Origin of the sequence: Herbiconiux gentiana, from assembly GCF_024978135.1 — a bacterium.
GTDB lineage: Bacteria > Actinomycetota > Actinomycetes > Actinomycetales > Microbacteriaceae > Herbiconiux > Herbiconiux gentiana.
The window spans coordinates 598,536-615,492 of record NZ_JANTEZ010000002.1 but is presented as its reverse complement, the minus strand read 5'-3'; the positions used below and the strand labels follow the sequence as shown (position 1 = coordinate 615,492).

Here is a 16,957-nt window from a genome sequence, read left to right as displayed (position 1 = left end):
CGCTCGTCCTGTTCACCCCCTGCTCACGAAAGGCTCCGGATGCTCTCCGCCCGACTCTCGATCGACCCGGCGACGTCGATCGGCGCCGTCCCCCGGCGGCTCTTCGGCACCTTCGTCGAGCACATGGGCCGCAGCGTCTACGAGGGCATCTACGAGCCGGCCCACCCCTCGGCCCGGCCGGACGGCTTCCGCGCCGACGTGCTCGCCCTCGTGCAGGAGCTCGGCGCCACCACCGTGCGCTACCCCGGCGGCAACTTCGTCTCGGGCTATCGCTGGGAGGACGGCGTCGGCCCGCGCTCCGAGCGCCCCGTGCGGCTCGACGCCGCCTGGCACAGCGTCGAGACCAACCAGATCGGCCTGCACGAGTTCGCCGACTGGGCACGCGAGGCCCGGCTCGAGCTGATGTACGCCGTGAACCTCGGCACCCGCGGCATCGCGGATGCGGCCGACGTGCTCGAGTACGCCAACCACCCCGCCGGCACCGCGCTCGCCGAGCGCCGGCGCGCGAACGGAGCCGAGGAGCCCTTCGGCATCCGGCTCTGGTGCCTCGGCAACGAGGTCGACGGCCCCTGGCAGATCGGCCACAAGACTGCCGACGAGTACGGCCGGCTCGCCGCCGAGACCGCCCGCCTGATGAAGTTCATCGACCCCGCGGTGGAGCTCGTCGCCGCCGGCTCCTCCAACGCCGAGATGCCCACCTTCGGCGAGTGGGAGCGCACCGTGCTGCGGCACACCGTCGGCCTCGTCGACCACATCTCGCTGCATGCCTACTACGAGGAGTCCGACGGCGACGCCGCGAGCTTCCTCGCCTCGGGCACCGCGCTCGACCGCTACATCGAGCAGGTCGCCGCGATCATCGACGAGGCGGGTGCGGGCCCCGGGTCCGAGCATCCGGTGGGCATCAGTGTCGACGAGTGGAACGTCTGGTACCAGCGGCGCTGGAACGAGATCGACAAGCCGGTCGTGATGAACGGCGACTGGCCCGAGCGCCCACGCCTGATCGAGGACGCCTACTCGGTGACCGACGCGGTCGTCGTCGGCTCGTTGCTCGTGTCGCTGCTGCGGCACAGCGACCGCGTGACCATGGCGAACCTGGCGCAGCTGGTGAACGTGATCGCCCCCGTCCGCTCGGAGCCGGGCGGGCCGGCCTGGCGCCAGAGCACCTTCTTCCCGTTCCAGCGCACCGCGGCGCTCGCGCACGGACGGGTCGTCGCGCCCGTGATCGAGGTGCCGAGCATCCGCACCGCTGCTCACGGGGAGGCGCCGCTCGTCGACGCGGTCGCGACCGTGGCGGACGACGGCGGGATCGTGCTGTTCGTGACGAACCGTTCGCTCGAGGAGGACGTCGCGCTCGAGGTGGCCCTGCGCGGGGTCGCCGATTCGCCGGTGGGGGCGGGCGGAGCATCCGCTCTGCAGCTGTTTCGCCTGGTGAGCGCCGAGACCCTGCGCACCCCGCCGGGTGGCGACCGGCACACGATCAACGACGCCGACGCCCAGCCCGTCGCGCTGACCCGACTCGACGGGGTGAGGCTCGACGGCGCCCTGCTCACCGCCACCCTGCCGGCCCTGTCGTGGTCGGTCGTGGTGATAGCCCCCCAGACCCGCTCACCCCAGGCCCGCCCGCCCCAGACCCTCTCGCCCCAGCCCAAGGAAGACACGCATGTCTGAGTTCGCCATCGGATCCGAGCAGTTCGAGCTCGACGGCCGGCCGTTCCGCATCCTCTCGGGAGCGCTGCACTACTTCCGGGTGCACCCCGATCTGTGGCGTGACCGCATCCGCAAGGCGCGGGAGATGGGGCTGAACACGATCGAGACCTATGTCGCCTGGAACGCGCACGCGCCGCAGGAGGACGTGTTCGACCTGAGCGGCGGACTCGACCTCGGGCGCTTCCTCGACGACGTCGCGGCCGAGGGGATGCACGCCATCGTGCGCCCCGGGCCCTACATCTGCGCCGAGTGGGACAACGGCGGGCTGCCCTCGTGGCTGTTCACGAGCGGCACCGTGGGCGTGCGCCGCGACGAGCCGCAGTACCTCGCCGCCGTTCAGCGTTACCTCGAGCAGCTCGCGCCGGTGCTCGTGCCCCGGCAGGTCGACAACGGCGGGCCGATCATCCTGGTGCAGATCGAGAACGAGTACGGCGCCTACGGTTCCGACCCGGTGTACCTCGAGAAGCTCGTCGCGATGAACCGCGGCATCGGCCTGACCGTGCCGTTCACCACGGTCGACCAGCCCACCGACGAGATGCTCGCCAACGGGAGCCTGCCGAGCCTGCACAAGACCGGCTCGTTCGGCTCCCGCTCGGCCGAGCGCCTGGCGACCCTGCGCGAGCACCAGCCCACCGGGCCGCTGATGTGCTCGGAGTTCTGGGACGGCTGGTTCGACTTCTGGGGCGCCCACCACCACACGACCTCGACGTCGCAGTCGGCGGCCGACCTGGACGAGCTGCTCGCGCTCGGTGCCTCGGTGAACATCTACATGTTCCACGGGGGCACGAACTTCGGGTTCACCAACGGGGCGAACGACAAGGGCGTGTACCAGCCGATCGTGACGAGCTACGACTACGACGCACCGCTCGACGAGGCGGGGTTCCCGACGTCGAAGTACTGGGCGTTCCGGGAGGTGCTGGCGAAGTACAACGCGGCGGTTCCGGATGCTCAGCCCGCCGACGCGCCGCCGGCCCCCGCTTTCCGGGTGCCGCTCACCGCGTCGCTGCCTCTCGACTCGGTGACCAATCTGCTGGGCGAGTGGGTGGCGACGGATGCGCTGCCGACCATGGACGCACTCGGGCTGTTCCGCGGCTTCGCGCTGTACCGGACGGAGATCGACACGACCTCCTCGTCCTCTTCGTCCTCCCTCCCCGTGTCCGCTCCCGTGCTCGCACCTGTGCTCGAGCTCGGCGAGGTGCGGGACCGCGCCATCGTGCGCCTGAACGGCGTCACCCTGGGTGTGCTCGCCCGTGACCACCACGACCGACGGATCGCGCTGCCGGCCGGCGCCCGCGGAACCCTCGACATCCTCGTGGAGGACCAGGGCCGCGTCGACTACGGCCCCCGCATCGGCGAGTCCAAGGGCCTGATCGGCCCGGCCTGCCTGAACGGCGAGGAGCTCAGCCGCTGGACGGTGCTGCCCCTCCCGCTCGACAACCTCGCGGCGCTGACGGACGCACTCGCGGCGGCCGGAGCATCCGGTGCCGGCTCGGGTGCCGGTGCTCCAGGTGTCGCATCGGCGGCTGGCCTCGGCTCGCTCGCCGGCCCCGCCTTCGGTTACGCGACGTTCGACGTCGACCCCGGCGCCGACCTCTACCTCGACACCCGCGACTGGGGCAAGGGCGCGGTCTGGGTGAACGGCTTCAACCTCGGCCGCTTCTGGTCGCGGGGCCCGCAGCACACCCTCATCGTGCCGGCCCCCGTCCTGCGCGCCACCGGCAACACCCTCGTGGTGCTCGAGCTGCACGCGGCGTCCCCCGTGGCGACCTTCGTCGCATCCCCCGACCTGGGCCACACCGACTTCTGACCCGTCCGCGCCCCTCCGGGTCGCGCAAAAGCGCCCTCGTCCGCATCCGGGTCGCGCAAAAGCGTCCTCGTGGACTCGCGAACGTGCTTTTGCGCGACCCCGTTCTCGGGAGGGGTGCCCTGTGCGGGTTATCAGTGGGCCGCACTGCTACGGCAGCACGATCACCTTGCCCGCGAGGCGGCCCTCGGCCGCCTCCGCGTGCAGCGCGTGGAGCTCGGTGAGCGGGATGCGCCGGGTTACCTCGACCTCAAGCTCGCCACCGTCGACGAGGGACACCAATGCCGCGAGCCGCTCGCGGTTCGGCAGCACGAACACGGTGGCCGCGCGCACCCCGCGGTCGGCGTCATCCGGCGTGGCCATGAACGCCGTGGTGCTCACCACGGCGCCCCCGTCGCGCACGAGTGCGACCAGCGCGGCGAACTGATCGGGCGTGATTGGCGCCAGGTTGAGCAGCACGTCCACCTTCCCGCCGACCGCGTCGAGCAGCTCGGCCTGGGTGTGGTCGACGATCTCGTCGGCTCCGGCCGCGCGCACCGCGCCGATGCTGCGGGGGCTCGCCGTCGCGATGACGTGCACCCCCGCGCGCTTCGCCAGCCGGATGGCGTACTTGCCGACGACTCCGCCGGCGCCCACGATGAGCAGCCGCTGGCCCGCCTCGAGCCGGCCCTCGTCGAAGAGCGCCTGCCACGCGGTGAGCGCCACCGAGGGCAGGGCCGCGGCGTCGGCGAGCGGGATGCTCGTGGGGGCGGCCGTCACGGCCTCCGCCGGGGCTAGGACGTACTCGGCCGCGCCTCCGTCGCGCTCCATCGGCAGGAACGCGATCACCGGGTCGCCGACCGCGAGCCCGTCCACCCCCTCACCGATCGCGTCGACGGTGCCCGACACGTCGTAGCCCGGCACGTGCGGCAGCACCACCGGGATCGGCAGGAAGCCGCCGCGCATCCCGTTGTCGGCCGCATTGAACGCGGACGCAGCCACCCGCAGTCGCACCTCACCCGCCGCAGGCGTCGGCGCGGGCATCTCCTCGTAGCGCAGAACCTCGGGTCCGCCCACCTCGTGGAATCGCACAGCCTTCATCATTTCCATCCTCTCTTGAGTGCTTCGAACTCGAAGCAATAACCAGCACGGTAGCACTGCTTCAAAGTCGAAGCAACATAGAATGGAAACATGCCTCAAACGCCGACCGACCAGCCGCCGACCGAGCTGACTCCCGCCCAGCTCGAGGCCTACTTCGCCTTCACCGAGGTGAGCAGCCTCCTGCGGCACGCGGTCGAGAAGCAGCTGCGCGACGCGGGTGACCTGAGCTACGTGCAGTTCCAGCTGCTCGCGCGCCTCGGTGACGCTCCCGGTGGCTGGCGACGGATGACCGATCTCGCCGACGGCGTCGTCTACAGCCGCAGCGGCCTCACCTACCAGGCCCAGTTGCTCGAGCAGCGAGGCCTCGTGACCCGCTCGCCCTCTCCCGACGATGAGCGCAGCACCGTCGTCGCCCTCACCGACGAGGGCCGCGCCGTGCTCGCGACGGTGTTCCCGGGCCACATCGACGCCCTGCGCCGGCTGCTGTTCTCGACGCTCTCGAGCGACGACGTCGACGACCTGGCCCGCATCCTGGGCGGGGCCGCGTCCCACCTCCGCGCGAACCCGCCCCGCTCCGCGGCCCCCCGCCGCCGCGCCCCCCGCGCCTGACCCGAGCGCCCCATCACGCCCCGCGCCTGAATCGGGGTCGCGCAAAAGCACCCGCACGCGTCCAGGGAGGTGCTTTTGCGCGACCCGGACGGGCGAGGGCGGTGCTTGTGCGCGACCGGTGGCGCTGAGGGTACATGCGTCGCCGCGCGGGCGCGCGGGTCAGCCCGCCCAGGGCACCTCGACGTCGAAGATCCACGTGACGCCGAAGGGGTCGGTCGCCATGCCGTAGAGCGGCGCCCAAGCTGCCGGCGCGAGCGGCACGACGACGGTCGAGGTCGAACCCGAGCCCGCACCCGCGCCCGCGGTGAACGCGCCCCAGTACCGCTCGATCTCGTCGGCGTCCGTGCTCCGCACCGACACGAACAGCGGGATCACGCCCGGCGCGTACTCCGTGTGCGACGGCACGTCGTACGCCATCACCCGGAACCCCTCGTCCGACGCGACCTGCCCCCACATGATCTGCGAGGCCTCCGCCGGGTCGGTCACGGCGTTCGCGTCGGCGTAGCTGACGGCGACGAGCTGCCCGCCGAACACCGAGTGGTAGAACTCCAGCGCAGCCCGGGCGTCGCCGCGGAAGTTCAGGTGGGGGGTGGTGGCGATGGCCATGGTGTCTCCTTCGATGAGCGGATGCCCGACCGGCCGATGCCGCCGGGCTTCGCTGCGGCTCCCTGCCGCAACGACTCCACTCTCTCGTCAGTAGCGGTCAGTTCCCGTCCGCTACTGGAAATACACTCGACCCATGAGCTCGACCTCGCGGATGCTGACGCTCCTCTCCCTGCTGCAGACCCGCCGCGACTAGCCGGGCGGCGTGCTCGCCGACCGCCTCGAGGTCAGCCCCCGCACCGTCCGCCGCGACATCGACCACCTGCGCGAGCTCGGCTACCGCATCGCCGCCGTCAAGGGCCCCGACGGCGGCTACCGGCTCGACGCCGGATCCGAGCTGCCGCCCCTGCTCTTCGACGACGACCAGGCCATCGCGCTCGCCGTCGCCCTGCAGCACGCCACGACCGCCGGCGGCGGGGTCGAAGAGGCGGCGGTGCGCGCGCTCACCACCGTGCGCCAGGTGCTCCCCGCGCGCCTGCGCCACCGCCTCGACGCACTCCGCTTCACCACGCTCGAGCAGCGGGTTCCGGATGCTCCGCGAACCGATCCCGAGCTGCTGATCACTCTCTCCACGGCCGTCCGCGCCCGCCAGGTGCTGCGCGTCGACTACGCGAAGCCGGGTGCCGACCCCGAGCAGGATCCGCTGCCGCCCCGCCGCGTCGAGCCCCACCACCTCGTCGCGTCCGCCGGGCGCTGGTACCTCGTCGCCTGGGATCTCGATCGCGGCGACTGGCGCATCTTCCGCGCCGATCGACTCGTGCCGCGCACGCCGGCCGGTGCGCGTTTCGCTCCGCGCGGGGTGCCGGGCGATGACGTGCGCGCTTTCGTCGCGGCGCGGTTCAAGGGCTCCGCAGTGCGGGACGAGTGGCCGTGCCGCGGTTCCGTCGTGCTGGAGGCCGAGCTCGAGAGGGTCCGGCCGTTCGCCCGGGCCGGGGCGGTCACGGCTGCGGGTGACGGGCGGGTGCGCGTCGAGGACGGCTCGTGGTCGTGGCCGGCGCTGGCCGCCTCGTTCGCCCGCTTCGACGCCCCCATCTCCGAGGCCGAGCCGGCCGAGCTCCGGGAGGCGTTCCGGCAGCTGGCCGAGCGGGCGACCGCTGCAGCATCGAACCCGCGTTCGAAATGACAGCGGTGTAAGTGCTTCGACGACGCCGGGCGGTGTTCACAGGCTGTGGTGAAGAGGTTTCCACACCCCACATCCGCGGAAAGACGGGGCACAGTCGAGTTGTCCCCGTCTTGTGCACGCGTTCTCCACAGATTCATCCACACCCTGTGAACAACCGGTGTTCGAAGCTCGCCTCAGATGCGCGGCGTGTCGGCGGGAGGTGCGGCGTGACGCGCGGAGGTTTCGTCATCGACGGTCACCTCTTCGCGGCGCACGACCAGACGCTCCTCTCGCAGAACCTGCCCGTCCTCGATCTTGGGCACGGGTGGCACGTCGGCCGCGTGCTCGGGTGCGCGATCGCGCTCGCCGTCGCCGCCGCGGTCCGAGGTCGAGTCGCGGTCGCGGTCGCCCGCGTCGACGAGGTGACCAGCGTGGTCGCCGTCGTGATCGTGGTCGAGATGACCAGCATGGTCGGGGTCGCCGTCGCCATCGTGGTCGGTCGCCTCGCGGGCGGTCGGTTCGGCGGCGGTCGTCGGCTCCGCGTCGGCACGCGCATCCTGAGCCGCACCGGCGTAGTGCCGCCGCAGCTCGTCTTCTTGCTCGGGGCTGACCCCGTCGGCCGCCTCGTAGCGCGGCGCGTCCTTCACGAGGGCCGAGGTGTACGAGACGTAGACGTCGTCGCGCTCCCAGCGGGCGTCGTCGAGCGGCACGAGCCGCGTCGCGTGACCGAGGAAGCCGGTGTGCACCTCGGCGAAGGTCGGATGCCCGTCGGCGGCGTCGACGAGAACCGTCGTGATGCGTCCGAGCTTGGTGTCGTCGGCCCCGAACAGCGTGGCGCCGATGATGCTCTGGATGTTCGTGGAGGGCAGCATCGTCACCGCCCCAGTCCGGCGCGGTCGACCTTACGGTGGAAGCGCATGCCGGCGACGCCGCCGAGCAGCGCGCCCGCCAGGCTCGCGACGACCACGACGACCGCGGTGATGATGCCGGTCGTGGTGAGCGCGCCTTCATTGATCGGGATGCGCGGGAAGCTGTTCAGGTTGCCCAGCACGTCGGCCTGGCTGCCGCCGATCGCCGCCACGATCGCCGCGACGACCGCGATGACGATGGCCCAGATCCACACGGCGAGCCCCTGCTTGAGGCCGTCGAAGCGGGCCATCCGCCCGGCGACGTAGCCGCCGCAGAAGTACGCGACGAGGATGATCACGACCAGCGCGATCGCGCCCACGATGCCCACCGTGGTGGCCTGCTCGTCGGTGACCTGCACGCTGCCGTCGTCGCGGATGCCGAGCCCGATCGCGGCCCCGGTCGCGGCGACCAGCGCGGTCAGGATGACGGCGAGGCCCGTGGCGGTCAGCCAGCCGAAGAACGCCGAGCCGAACTTGAAGCCGCCGAACTCGCGGCGCTCGCGCTCCACGACCTCCTGCCGAAGCGTGTTCCGCTCCTCGAGCGGCACCGATCCGCCGGCCGCGGTGCCGGACGTGCCGGACGTGCCGGGGGCGACGGGGCTGCTCGCGGCGGGCGACGAGTCGGCCGGCACGGAACCGGCCCTCCGGTCGGGATCTGACGTGGTCATGGGGTGTCCTTCCGTCGGGCTGCGGATGCGCACCCACGCGATCCGCGGTCGCACGCTGCAGTGCTCCCGATTCCAGTCAGCCCCCGTTGACCGTTTTCCGCCCGCCCTGGACACCGATCGCGCGCCGCGCTATAACCGCGCGGCTGCTTCCCTGTCACCTGCACGCTCGTCTTCTGCCCGACCTGGGTCGCCGTCGGTGTGAACGTCGACTTCGTCGCCCCTTCGACGGGCCACGCCTCCGGTGAACCACTGGTAGGTCAGCGTGGCGCCAGCAGTCCACGTGCCGCTCTTCGCCGACAGCACGACGCCGACCTTCGGGGGTACCGCTCACGGTGGGAGTCGCCGCGACCAGCGTGCCCTTGGCCACCGCAGCGGCCGAGGCCGACGTCGTGACCCGGCTCGTGTATCCCGCGAGCGTGCCGGTCACCTTCACCGAGCTACGTAGCGGCAGGTGAGAAGGTCGCCTTGGTGGCGCTGACAAGAGCCGTGCCGTTGCATAGTGGTGCTCGCGTCGTTGGCGTGCTGGTCTCGGTCGCCGGGCTGCGGACCTGATCCCACCCCACCTGCATCGCGGATGGCTCGGTGTTCGTGGCCGGACCGAATCGGTTATCCGGACGACGGTCCTCCTCGGAGGGCCGATCACACGGCCGGGGTTTTGCCATTGTTCATCTTGCCGGTGATTGAGCAGGCTCGTTCCTGAACTCAATCCCGCAATTCCTGTTCGCGATGCGATTGGTGGCGGGGACCAGCATCGGCGGTCGTCTGCGGCGGTTGACGAGCCCATTGCGACCCCCCTACTGCGGAGGCGTTGATATCACGATCAACGCCTCACTTCGCGATCGAGTCTCACAAGCCGGAGAAGGCGACCCGAGAAAGGCAGCTCCACAATAGGGGCCCCAGCGGGCAAATTGATCGAGTGGCGTAGAGGGGCATGCCTGGTTCGGCCCGCGAGCTCGCTCACGAACAATGCGGCACCAAGCTCGACCCGGGCGAGCATCTCCGCCGAGATCAAGCGTCGTACTGAAGGGGTTGCCACTCCCTGATCGGTCTGGAGGTGGCTAGCTCGTTGGTGAAAAGCGGATCAGTCGCCACGAACTCTTCGGCGGCGGTTCGGTCGCGGAAAATCGCCACCACGTCCGTCCCGTCGGACGCCTCAAGTGTCCCGATGAGCCAAAGCCCGCCGCCGGTACCCAGGGCATCCAAATGAGAACGGTGAGCGGCATAGGCGTTCTGGACCCTGAGCTCGTCCTCAGTCCGCCAGGAGTACTCGAGGAGGTAGAACGTCGGCCGAGAGTCAGGATGCGAACCGGGCACCAAGACCACCGTCAACGTCCCAGCTCGCGCCCGTGACGAAGCCTGCTTCTGGTGAAGCGAGAAAGGCGACCACGGCTGCAATCTCGTGGGGCTCCCCGATTCGACCGAGAGGATGGATCCCCTGCAAGTGCTCCCACGCCGCTCCAGGATTTGGCATTGCTTCATACTGCGCGAGCATCGGAGGAGTGCGCACGTAGCCGGGGCATACGGCGTTGACGCGGATGCCATCGGGGGCGAGTTCCAATGCCATGGATCGCGTGAGTCCCAACATGCCTGCTTTGGCGGCAGCGTAGGGAAACAGCCCTCTCCTCGTGAGATGAGCATGGATCGAGGCAATGTTGACGATGGAGCCGCCGTCGCGACGGCGCATGCTGCGTGCAGCTTCTCGCGCGCAGAGCCACCCCGCTTTCAAATCCACAGCCATGAGAGCGTCCCAATCAGCGCTGGTCAGCGTGTCGACGGTTGCGGGGTGCCCAACCCCGGCATTGTTCACAAGAATCTCGATTGGACCACATGTGTTCTCGACTTCCGCGAAAGCCGTCGGGATTCGAACCTCGTCAGATACGTCGCAGGCGATGAAGGTGCTGGCATTGCCCAGCTGCTCGACGGCGGCTTCACCAGTTGTGGTGTTCCGGCCGAGTACAGCGACCTGGTAGCCGTCGGAAATGAGCCGCTGAGCGATTGCAAGGCCGATTCCCTGGGTGCCGCCGGTCACGACGGCGGCACCCTTTTCCGCTGTTTCGGTCATGTCAGGCGCTGTGCTCGATGTCGGTCTCGGCAGCCGAGGCTTCCTGTGACTCGATGTCCGCCAGGCGCTCGCGGAGTGCGTCTCGGACGTACCGCTGCGAGTCGCTGCCGGTGACCAGGCGCAGTGGGGCCGGCTCGATGTCGACCGAGGCGATGATCTTTGCCGCCACCTTTTCAGGGTCGCTGACCGAGGGCAGCGCCGGGTTCTGGATGCCTCGGGTCATGGCGGCGGGCGTGCCGTCGTACGCGGCGATGGGCTCGGGGAGTCGCGAGCCGCCCACCCGGAAACCGGTTGCGGCGCTTCCGGGTTCGACGATGGTCACACCGATGCCGAAAGGGGCGAGATCGCGTGCGTTGCCCTCCATGAAACCTTCGACGCCCCACTTGCTCGCGTGGTACAGCGAGGCTCCCGGGTTCGTGGCTTGGCCACCATAGGTGGAGATCTGGATGATGCGGCCGTTGCCCTGCTCTCTCAGGTGAGGAACCGCCGCGCGCAGAATCTGGATGGGGCCGATGAGGTTGGTGCCGAGCTGGTGCTCGATCTGCTCGTCGGTCAGCTCTTCCGCGGCGCCGAAGAGTCCGTAGCCGGCGTTATTGACGATCACGTCGATTTGACCGAGATCTTTGAAGGCCTTCTCGACAACCGACCGAATCTGCGCGGTGTCCGTGACGTCGAGGGTTGCGGTCCACAGCTGGTCGCCGTAGGTCTCCTTCAGATCGTTGAGGGCTGCGGTGTCTCGCCCGGTGGCGGCGACTCGCTCGCCTTTCGAAAGAAGCTGCTCTGTCATGAGGCGCCCGAAGCCACGCGTCGCTCCGGTGATAAACCATGTTCGCTGAACCATTTGTGCCTACTCCTAAGAAAGCCATAGGCGCCGGTTTGGCGCCACAAATCCATGATTCGACACTTGCTGGGCGCCAACCAGTCCGCGGACATACTGGTATCGCGAGGGGCAGGATAACCGGACAGGCGGTTACTCTCGGCCTATGTTTGACTGGTGATAGAGGAACCGAATCGGCTGGGAGACTACCTTCGTGCCCGTCGTGAGCTTCTCAAGCCCGAGCAGGTGGGTCTTGCGTCTGGGACCCGAAGACGGGTACCTGGGTTGCGGCGAGAAGAGGTCGCTCTCATCGCTGGAATCAGTTCTGAGTACTATCTCCGCCTCGAGCAAGGACGGGACCGGAATCCGTCAGCGCAGGTGCTGGACGCTCTTGCCAGTGCTCTGCGCCTCGATCAAGACGGCCGCCGCTTCATATTTGATTTAGCTGTGCCACGGCCTCGCCAGGGGGCTCATCGGAGGGTGGAGAAGGTTCCGAAAGGACTCCTTGCGTTGCTTTCCACCATCAACAGCCCAGCGTTCGTCATGAATAAGTATCGAGACATCCTTGCCGTGAGCCCGCTAGCGTCTCTGCTGGAACCCGCGCTGAAGGTAGGAGCCAACCGTCTCGTATCTCTCTTCACCGATCCCATCGCCCGCGAATACCATCCGGACTGGGAGGCCAATACCGCCAGCGTCGTGGCACAACTACGCATTGATATCGGCGCTGACGAGTGCGATCCGGACTATCAGCACCTCGTCCGGGAGCTCGCCGCTGACAGCGACCGATTTCGGGAGCTCTGGGCGCGGTTTGACGTGCAATTGGGAGGGTCAGCTGCGAGCATCATTCGCAACCCTGCCGTCGGCGATGTCGAGTTGTTGCGGGAAAAACTCGTGGCGGAGCCCAATGACCTCATTCTCGTCATCTACCACGCCGTACGCGGGAGCGACTCAGAGCAGAAATTAGCCAAACTTCGAAGCTTGGGCGAGATGGAAACGAAGGCTTTAGGCGCGGAACTTCACCCTGTCGCCCAACTTCCGGATTGTGGTGGCTGCTCCAGCCCCTCAAGCGTCGAGGTCGAGCCTGAGGCATAACCCACTATCAGTGCCGTGAGCACATCGTGTAGCCGAGACTCAACGTCGAACGCGACATGAAACAAGAGCGCGTCGGACAGGTAGAACTCGTGAAGTTGCGTTCCAGGCGCAGCCATTTGCCAAAACGCTCCAGCTAGGCCGGCGGCCGTTCCAACGACGTTTGAGGCATCGGACCACTTCAGGGGGAACCACTCCTCGAGTGCGGTCTTCACAGTTCCGGAAGAAGCAATCGCGACGAGCTTGAATACCCGCACGGTCTCGAAGGAAACGCCTCGCTCGAGATTCAAGGGCGTTTGCGCAAGGAGATCGCAGAATAGCGGCCGTGCTACCAGCGAGGACGCGAGCACGTGCGCAGCGGCGCTCGCTCGTCCGGGCAGATCTTCCGGGTTTGTTGTGGATGGGACGTGCAGCGCAGAAAACTTTTGGACCATCTCGGCCGCCCACTCTTCCCACTCCGACGCGGCAAGACGGAGGAAGATCTCCTCCCGGGTTTCGAAGTAGCGCAACATCGTGGACTTGTGCATCCCGACTTCCGCGGCAATGTCGGTCAACGTCACCGCACGAATCCCTCGCGACAGAGCCAGGGTCCTCGCCGCCAGCAAGATACTGGCGACACGTTCCTGCTTCGCCTCGGGAGTCCGGGCGCGTTCGTAATCGTTCCTGTCCCTCACAGGGCTATCTTAGCGCAACAGCGTTGCACTGCGAACGCAACAATGTTTTACTACCGGCATGACTACCCCACAGACATGGTTCATCACAGGTTCCTCGCGAGGCTTCGGCCGATCCCTGGCCCTTGCCGCGCTCCAGGCAGGAGATAGCGTGGCGGCGACCGCACGCACACCCGAGCAGCTGTCGGATCTGACCGACCGGTTCGGAGAACGGGTGCTTTCCCTGGCCCTGGATGTCACGGACCCTGCGGCGGCCCTCAGGGCGCTTCAACAGACCGAGGACACATTCGGCCGAGTCGATGTTGTTGTCAACAATGCGGGCTACGCCAATATCGCTCCTGTCGAGGTCGCTTCCGAAGAGGACTTTCGCCGCCAGTTCGAGACCAACTTCTGGGGCGTCTACAACATCTCGAAAGCAGCGCTTCCGTTCCTGCGGAAACAGGGCGGGGGAATCGTCATCCAGTTCTCCTCGGTGGGCGGCCGCGTCGGCGGCACGCCAGGTCTCGGTTCCTACCAGGCTGCCAAGTTCGGTATCGACGGCCTGACCCGTGTGCTGGCCACCGAAACCGGTCCCTTCGGTATCCGGTACGTAGTGGTCGAACCTGGCGGGTTCGCCACCGACTGGGCCGGTGCGTCCATGGACGTCCACGGAATCCCCGAGGAATACCAGGGCACAGTCGGCGCCTTCGCCGACCGGCTCCGGGGCACGAGCCAGGCCGGCGATCCCGAGCGGGCGGCCGACATCCTGGTGCGCGTCGCAAAGCGGAACGATCTCCCGTCCCACCTCGTGATCGGCGCCGGCGCCGCCCAGATGGCCATCGACTACTCGACCGGTCAGATCGAGGAAGCAACCAAGTGGGCCGCTGTCTCCGCGTCGGCGGACTTCGGCCACGACCGGGTCGACCTCCCCGACGACGTCTGATCATTCGCCAGGAAAGGACAGAGATTATGAAACAGTTCGAAGACAGGGTCGCGCTCGTCACAGGCGCCGGATCAGGAATGGGGCGCTCGACGGCAGTGCTCCTTGCGCAGCGAGGGGCGGCCGTCACGGTGGTCGGACGCCGTGAGGCGAAGCTCATCGACGTGGTTGAGGAGATCCAGGCGGCAGGAGGTCGAGCCCTCGCCGTCCAGGGCGATGTCAGCAAACCACAGGATGTCGAGCGTGCCGTGGCTGCTACGGTTGCGAAGTTCGGAGCGCTGCATCTCGCCGTCAACAACGCAGGGATATCGGGCGACTTCACTCCGCTGGTGGAGATGACCCCCGAGCAGTGGCGGCGCACGATAGAGATCGATCTCAACAGCCTCTTCTACGGCATCAAGTACGAGGTGCCGGCGATGCTCTCCACCGGGGGCGGGTCGATTGTGAACGTGTCGAGCGTATTCGCGGACAGAGGAGGACCGACTGCCGACTACTCGAGTGCGAAGCACGGTATCCGAGGGCTCACTCGAACGGCTGCTATCCAGTTCGGTAGGCAGGGGATCCGGGTGAACGAGCTGCAGCCGGGGGTGATCGACACGGAGATGACGCAGGCCAACCCGGAGGGAGCACAAAAGGTGGCAGACACCGGGATTCCCCTGGCCCGCGTCGGCCGGGCAGACGAGGTGGCCACGGCCGTTGCGTTTCTGCTCTCGGATGAGGCTTCCTACATAACCGGCGCCAATCTCGCGGTCGACGGCGGCTTCCTCGCCTAGGGCACCCGCCGAGACGACCGTCACCAACCAGGCAGTACGAATATGGCCCAGGCCAGCAAAGGAGCGACGACGATCATCGAAAGCCCCCAGCGAAGCAGCTGACCGAACAACTTATCCCGCTGGGCGGCGGGCACGTTCGCGATGATCAACGCTCCGGTGGTCGAGAACGGAGATGCGTCAACGACTGACGAGGCGATCGCCAGGGCGATCAGCATCGTCACGCTGTTCACCTCACCGGCCAGCATGAACGGGACCGCCAGCGGAACCAGGGCGCCGAGGATGCCGGTCGTCGACGCGAATGCGGACACCACTCCGCCGAGCAGACAGATCAAGAAGGCGGCGAGCAGCGGCATACCGACGGAGCCGACGGCCTCGCCGAGATACTCGATCGCGCCGGCCCGCTGCAGCAGGGCCACATAGGTGACGATGCCCGTAATGAGAAAGACTGTCGGCCAGGCGATCATCGGGACTGCGGCCTTCCCTGCGGCGGGAGATACCACCGAAACCACGACAGCCGCCGTCAGTGCAGCGAACCCGATGTTCACGGAGAAGAAGAGCACCGAGGCCACCATCCCGAGAATGGCCACGAGGGTGAGCACGACAGGAGTGGTGGTGCGAGGCAGGGTGGCCGAGGTGAGTGCGACGCTTGTCGTCTCGATCGGTTCGATGCGAGGGGCGTTCCGCCGGGTGAACCAGAAATGGAGAACGAGGCACAGCACGAAGTTGAAAGCGAAGGTGCTGACGAAGAGGAGCCCGGGGGAGTAGGCCAGTCCAGCCTGATCGGCGAGTCCGTTGACGATGATGCCGAAGACTCCGATGGGGGAGAATTCGCCGGCGCTCACGCCGTTCGCGATCATGAGCCCCATGAACAAAGGAGAGATCCCGTTCCGTCGCGCGAGGCTGAGTGCCGTGGGTGCGATGATCGCCACCGCGGCCGGGGGGACCGCGCCGGCCGCGCCTAGCGCGGCCGCGATGGCGAACATCACCCACGGCAGGGCCCATGTGCGACCGCCGGTGAGGTGGACGGCCCGCTCCACCACCCAGTCGATGGTCCCGTTGTTCTGTGCGATGGCGAAGAGGAAAGTCACCCCGACCAGAATGATGAAGAGGTCAGTCGGGAATCCCGAGAGGACGTCATCGACGCCTTCGCCGAGGAGGATTGTTCCGACGAGGAACGCGGCGACGAGGGCGATAGCCCCCATGTTGATCTTGAGAAGCGCAGAGGCGACGAAGACCAGAACGAGGATGAGTATGGTGATGAGTTCGAGAGGCATCGTCGGCTCCGAAAGAGAAGAAGGAAGTGCTCGGAAGGAGTGGGCTGGCGTCAGTGTGATTCGAGCAAGCTGCCAAACCCGGTGTACTGGTCGTTGATGCCCATTTTGCGCAGGGCGCTCCAGTAGATCGCGGTTCCCACCGCGAACACGGGCTTATGGAGCTTCTTCTCCATGTCCTGGGCCACCTGAGCGAAGTGGAGGTTCGTTCCCAGCTGGATGATGGCGTCAGGCTTGTACGAGTCGGCGACCAGAACGGCATCGGAGAGTCGTTCCGCCGACTGCGATGCCACCTCGATGATGCTCTTGCATTTCAGACCCTCGACGTGGACCACGTCGTAGCCTCGGTCGTTGAAGTAGGAAGCGGCGTGCTTCTCGATGATCGGGTAATACGGGGTGACAAGAGCGATCTTCCGAGCACCGACCGCATCGAAGGCCGCCTCGGCGGCCTGCGCGCCCATCGTTACGGGAACGCCTGACTCGTTCTCGAGGTGTTCCTGCAGGGCGAAGCTCCCCTTGACCCCACCCATGAAGCTCTGCGAAGACATCCCGAGGATCAGATGATCGATCAGGGCTTCGTTCAGGCGATGCACCGAGTCATCGAGGTTCGCGGCGACGTGCCTCATGATGATGGCCCAGTCCTCGTCCTCTGCGATCGACTGGTTCGGGACGTAATACCGGTCCACTGCATTGATCACCCCGGCTGGCCTCATATCCATCATCTCGTTCTCGACCACCACGTTCGGCCCCGGGGTCATGATCCCGATGACCCCACGAGGGCCCATCGCATTGACGTAGCGGGTGCGATCGTGCGTGGTGCCGGCCAGCAGTGCGGTATCGGTCATGATGTTCTCCTCATCGTTGAGAGTGGCGG

The 16,957-nt window shown here is 67.6% G+C and carries 17 protein-coding genes and 1 pseudogene; 8 read left to right on the top strand and 10 right to left on the bottom strand.

Annotated elements, in window-relative coordinates:
* Window positions 1–39 precede the first annotated feature (39 nt).
* Together arfA and NVV95_RS06575 are read left to right on the top strand one after the other, a co-directional pair.
* A complete protein-coding gene (gene arfA, locus NVV95_RS06580) occupies window positions 40–1,668 on the top strand; it encodes an arabinosylfuranosidase ArfA (protein ID WP_259485742.1) in 1,629 nt (542 codons plus the stop codon).
* A complete protein-coding gene (locus NVV95_RS06575; protein WP_259485741.1) occupies window positions 1,661–3,514 on the top strand; it encodes a glycoside hydrolase family 35 protein in 1,854 nt (617 codons plus the stop codon). Before arfA ends, NVV95_RS06575 begins: the two co-directional genes overlap by 8 nt.
* 147 nt (window positions 3,515–3,661) lie before the next feature.
* Here the strand turns inward: NVV95_RS06575 and NVV95_RS06570 are convergent, their stop codons facing one another.
* Window positions 3,662–4,591 carry an NADP-dependent oxidoreductase gene (locus tag NVV95_RS06570; protein WP_259485740.1) on the bottom strand — a complete coding sequence of 310 codons (930 nt, stop codon included), beginning with the start codon at window positions 4,589–4,591 and terminating at the stop codon, window positions 3,662–3,664.
* 90 nt (window positions 4,592–4,681) lie between these two features.
* Here NVV95_RS06570 and NVV95_RS06565 point away from each other — a divergent pair, with 90 nt between their 5' ends.
* Window positions 4,682–5,200 carry a MarR family winged helix-turn-helix transcriptional regulator gene (locus NVV95_RS06565; RefSeq protein WP_259485739.1) on the top strand — a complete coding sequence of 173 codons (519 nt, stop codon included), beginning with the start codon at window positions 4,682–4,684 and terminating at the stop codon, window positions 5,198–5,200.
* Between the two features lie 159 nt (window positions 5,201–5,359).
* Here the strand turns inward: NVV95_RS06565 and NVV95_RS06560 are convergent, their stop codons facing one another.
* Window positions 5,360–5,806, bottom strand: coding sequence for a VOC family protein (locus NVV95_RS06560; protein ID WP_259485738.1), 447 nt, complete (start codon window positions 5,804–5,806; stop codon window positions 5,360–5,362).
* A gap of 202 nt (window positions 5,807–6,008) precedes the next feature.
* Here NVV95_RS06560 and NVV95_RS06555 point away from each other — a divergent pair, with 202 nt between their 5' ends.
* Window positions 6,009–6,926 carry a helix-turn-helix transcriptional regulator gene (locus NVV95_RS06555; protein WP_259485737.1) on the top strand — a complete coding sequence of 306 codons (918 nt, stop codon included), beginning with the start codon at window positions 6,009–6,011 and terminating at the stop codon, window positions 6,924–6,926.
* Window positions 6,927–7,099: 173 nt separating this feature from the next.
* Here NVV95_RS06555 and NVV95_RS06550 read toward each other — a convergent pair whose 3' ends face one another.
* From NVV95_RS06550 to NVV95_RS06530, 5 genes are all read right to left on the bottom strand, one after another.
* Window positions 7,100–7,777 carry a PRC-barrel domain-containing protein gene (locus NVV95_RS06550; protein ID WP_259485849.1) on the bottom strand — a complete coding sequence of 226 codons (678 nt, stop codon included), beginning with the start codon at window positions 7,775–7,777 and terminating at the stop codon, window positions 7,100–7,102.
* A gap of 2 nt (window positions 7,778–7,779) precedes the next feature.
* Window positions 7,780–8,481, bottom strand: coding sequence for a hypothetical protein (locus NVV95_RS06545; protein WP_259485736.1), 702 nt, complete (start codon window positions 8,479–8,481; stop codon window positions 7,780–7,782).
* Window positions 8,482–9,489: 1,008 nt separating this feature from the next.
* On the bottom strand, window positions 9,490–9,795 hold the full coding sequence (locus NVV95_RS18465; RefSeq protein WP_333474049.1) for a YciI family protein: 306 nt from the start codon (window positions 9,793–9,795) through the stop codon (window positions 9,490–9,492).
* On the bottom strand, window positions 9,776–10,543 hold the full coding sequence (locus NVV95_RS06535; RefSeq protein WP_259485734.1) for an SDR family NAD(P)-dependent oxidoreductase: 768 nt from the start codon (window positions 10,541–10,543) through the stop codon (window positions 9,776–9,778). The genes NVV95_RS18465 and NVV95_RS06535 overlap by 20 nt, the downstream gene beginning before the upstream one ends.
* A 1-nt stretch (window position 10,544) precedes the next feature.
* Complete coding sequence (locus NVV95_RS06530; RefSeq protein WP_259485733.1) at window positions 10,545–11,384, bottom strand: SDR family oxidoreductase; 840 nt, start codon at window positions 11,382–11,384, stop codon at window positions 10,545–10,547.
* A gap of 153 nt (window positions 11,385–11,537) precedes the next feature.
* Here NVV95_RS06530 and NVV95_RS18460 point away from each other — a divergent pair.
* Together NVV95_RS18460 and NVV95_RS06525 are read left to right on the top strand one after the other, a co-directional pair.
* Window positions 11,538–11,774 (top strand): annotated as a pseudogene (locus tag NVV95_RS18460) (helix-turn-helix domain-containing protein); the annotation flags it as partial.
* A 66-nt stretch (window positions 11,775–11,840) separates the two neighbouring features.
* Entirely contained in the window at window positions 11,841–12,452 is a 612-nt protein-coding gene (locus NVV95_RS06525; RefSeq protein WP_259485732.1) for an MmyB family transcriptional regulator, read from the top strand.
* Here the strand turns inward: NVV95_RS06525 and NVV95_RS06520 are convergent.
* Window positions 12,377–13,123, bottom strand: coding sequence for a TetR/AcrR family transcriptional regulator (locus tag NVV95_RS06520; protein ID WP_259485731.1), 747 nt, complete (start codon window positions 13,121–13,123; stop codon window positions 12,377–12,379). The genes NVV95_RS06525 and NVV95_RS06520 overlap by 76 nt on opposite strands.
* Before the next feature lie 58 nt (window positions 13,124–13,181).
* Here NVV95_RS06520 and NVV95_RS06515 point away from each other — a divergent pair, with 58 nt between their 5' ends.
* On the top strand, window positions 13,182–14,042 hold the full coding sequence (locus NVV95_RS06515; protein WP_259485730.1) for an SDR family NAD(P)-dependent oxidoreductase: 861 nt from the start codon (window positions 13,182–13,184) through the stop codon (window positions 14,040–14,042).
* Between the two features lie 26 nt (window positions 14,043–14,068).
* On the top strand, window positions 14,069–14,812 hold the full coding sequence (locus NVV95_RS06510) for an SDR family NAD(P)-dependent oxidoreductase (RefSeq protein WP_259485729.1): 744 nt from the start codon (window positions 14,069–14,071) through the stop codon (window positions 14,810–14,812).
* 20 nt (window positions 14,813–14,832) lie between these two features.
* On the opposite strand, the gene NVV95_RS06505 is transcribed toward NVV95_RS06510, so the two are convergent.
* Window positions 14,833–16,086: an SLC13 family permease gene (locus NVV95_RS06505; RefSeq protein ID WP_259485728.1), complete on the bottom strand. Its 1,254-nt coding sequence runs from the start codon at window positions 16,084–16,086 to the stop codon at window positions 14,833–14,835.
* A gap of 50 nt (window positions 16,087–16,136) precedes the next feature.
* On the bottom strand, window positions 16,137–16,928 hold the full coding sequence (locus NVV95_RS06500; protein ID WP_259485727.1) for a maleate cis-trans isomerase family protein: 792 nt from the start codon (window positions 16,926–16,928) through the stop codon (window positions 16,137–16,139).
* Window positions 16,929–16,957 lie beyond the last annotated feature (29 nt).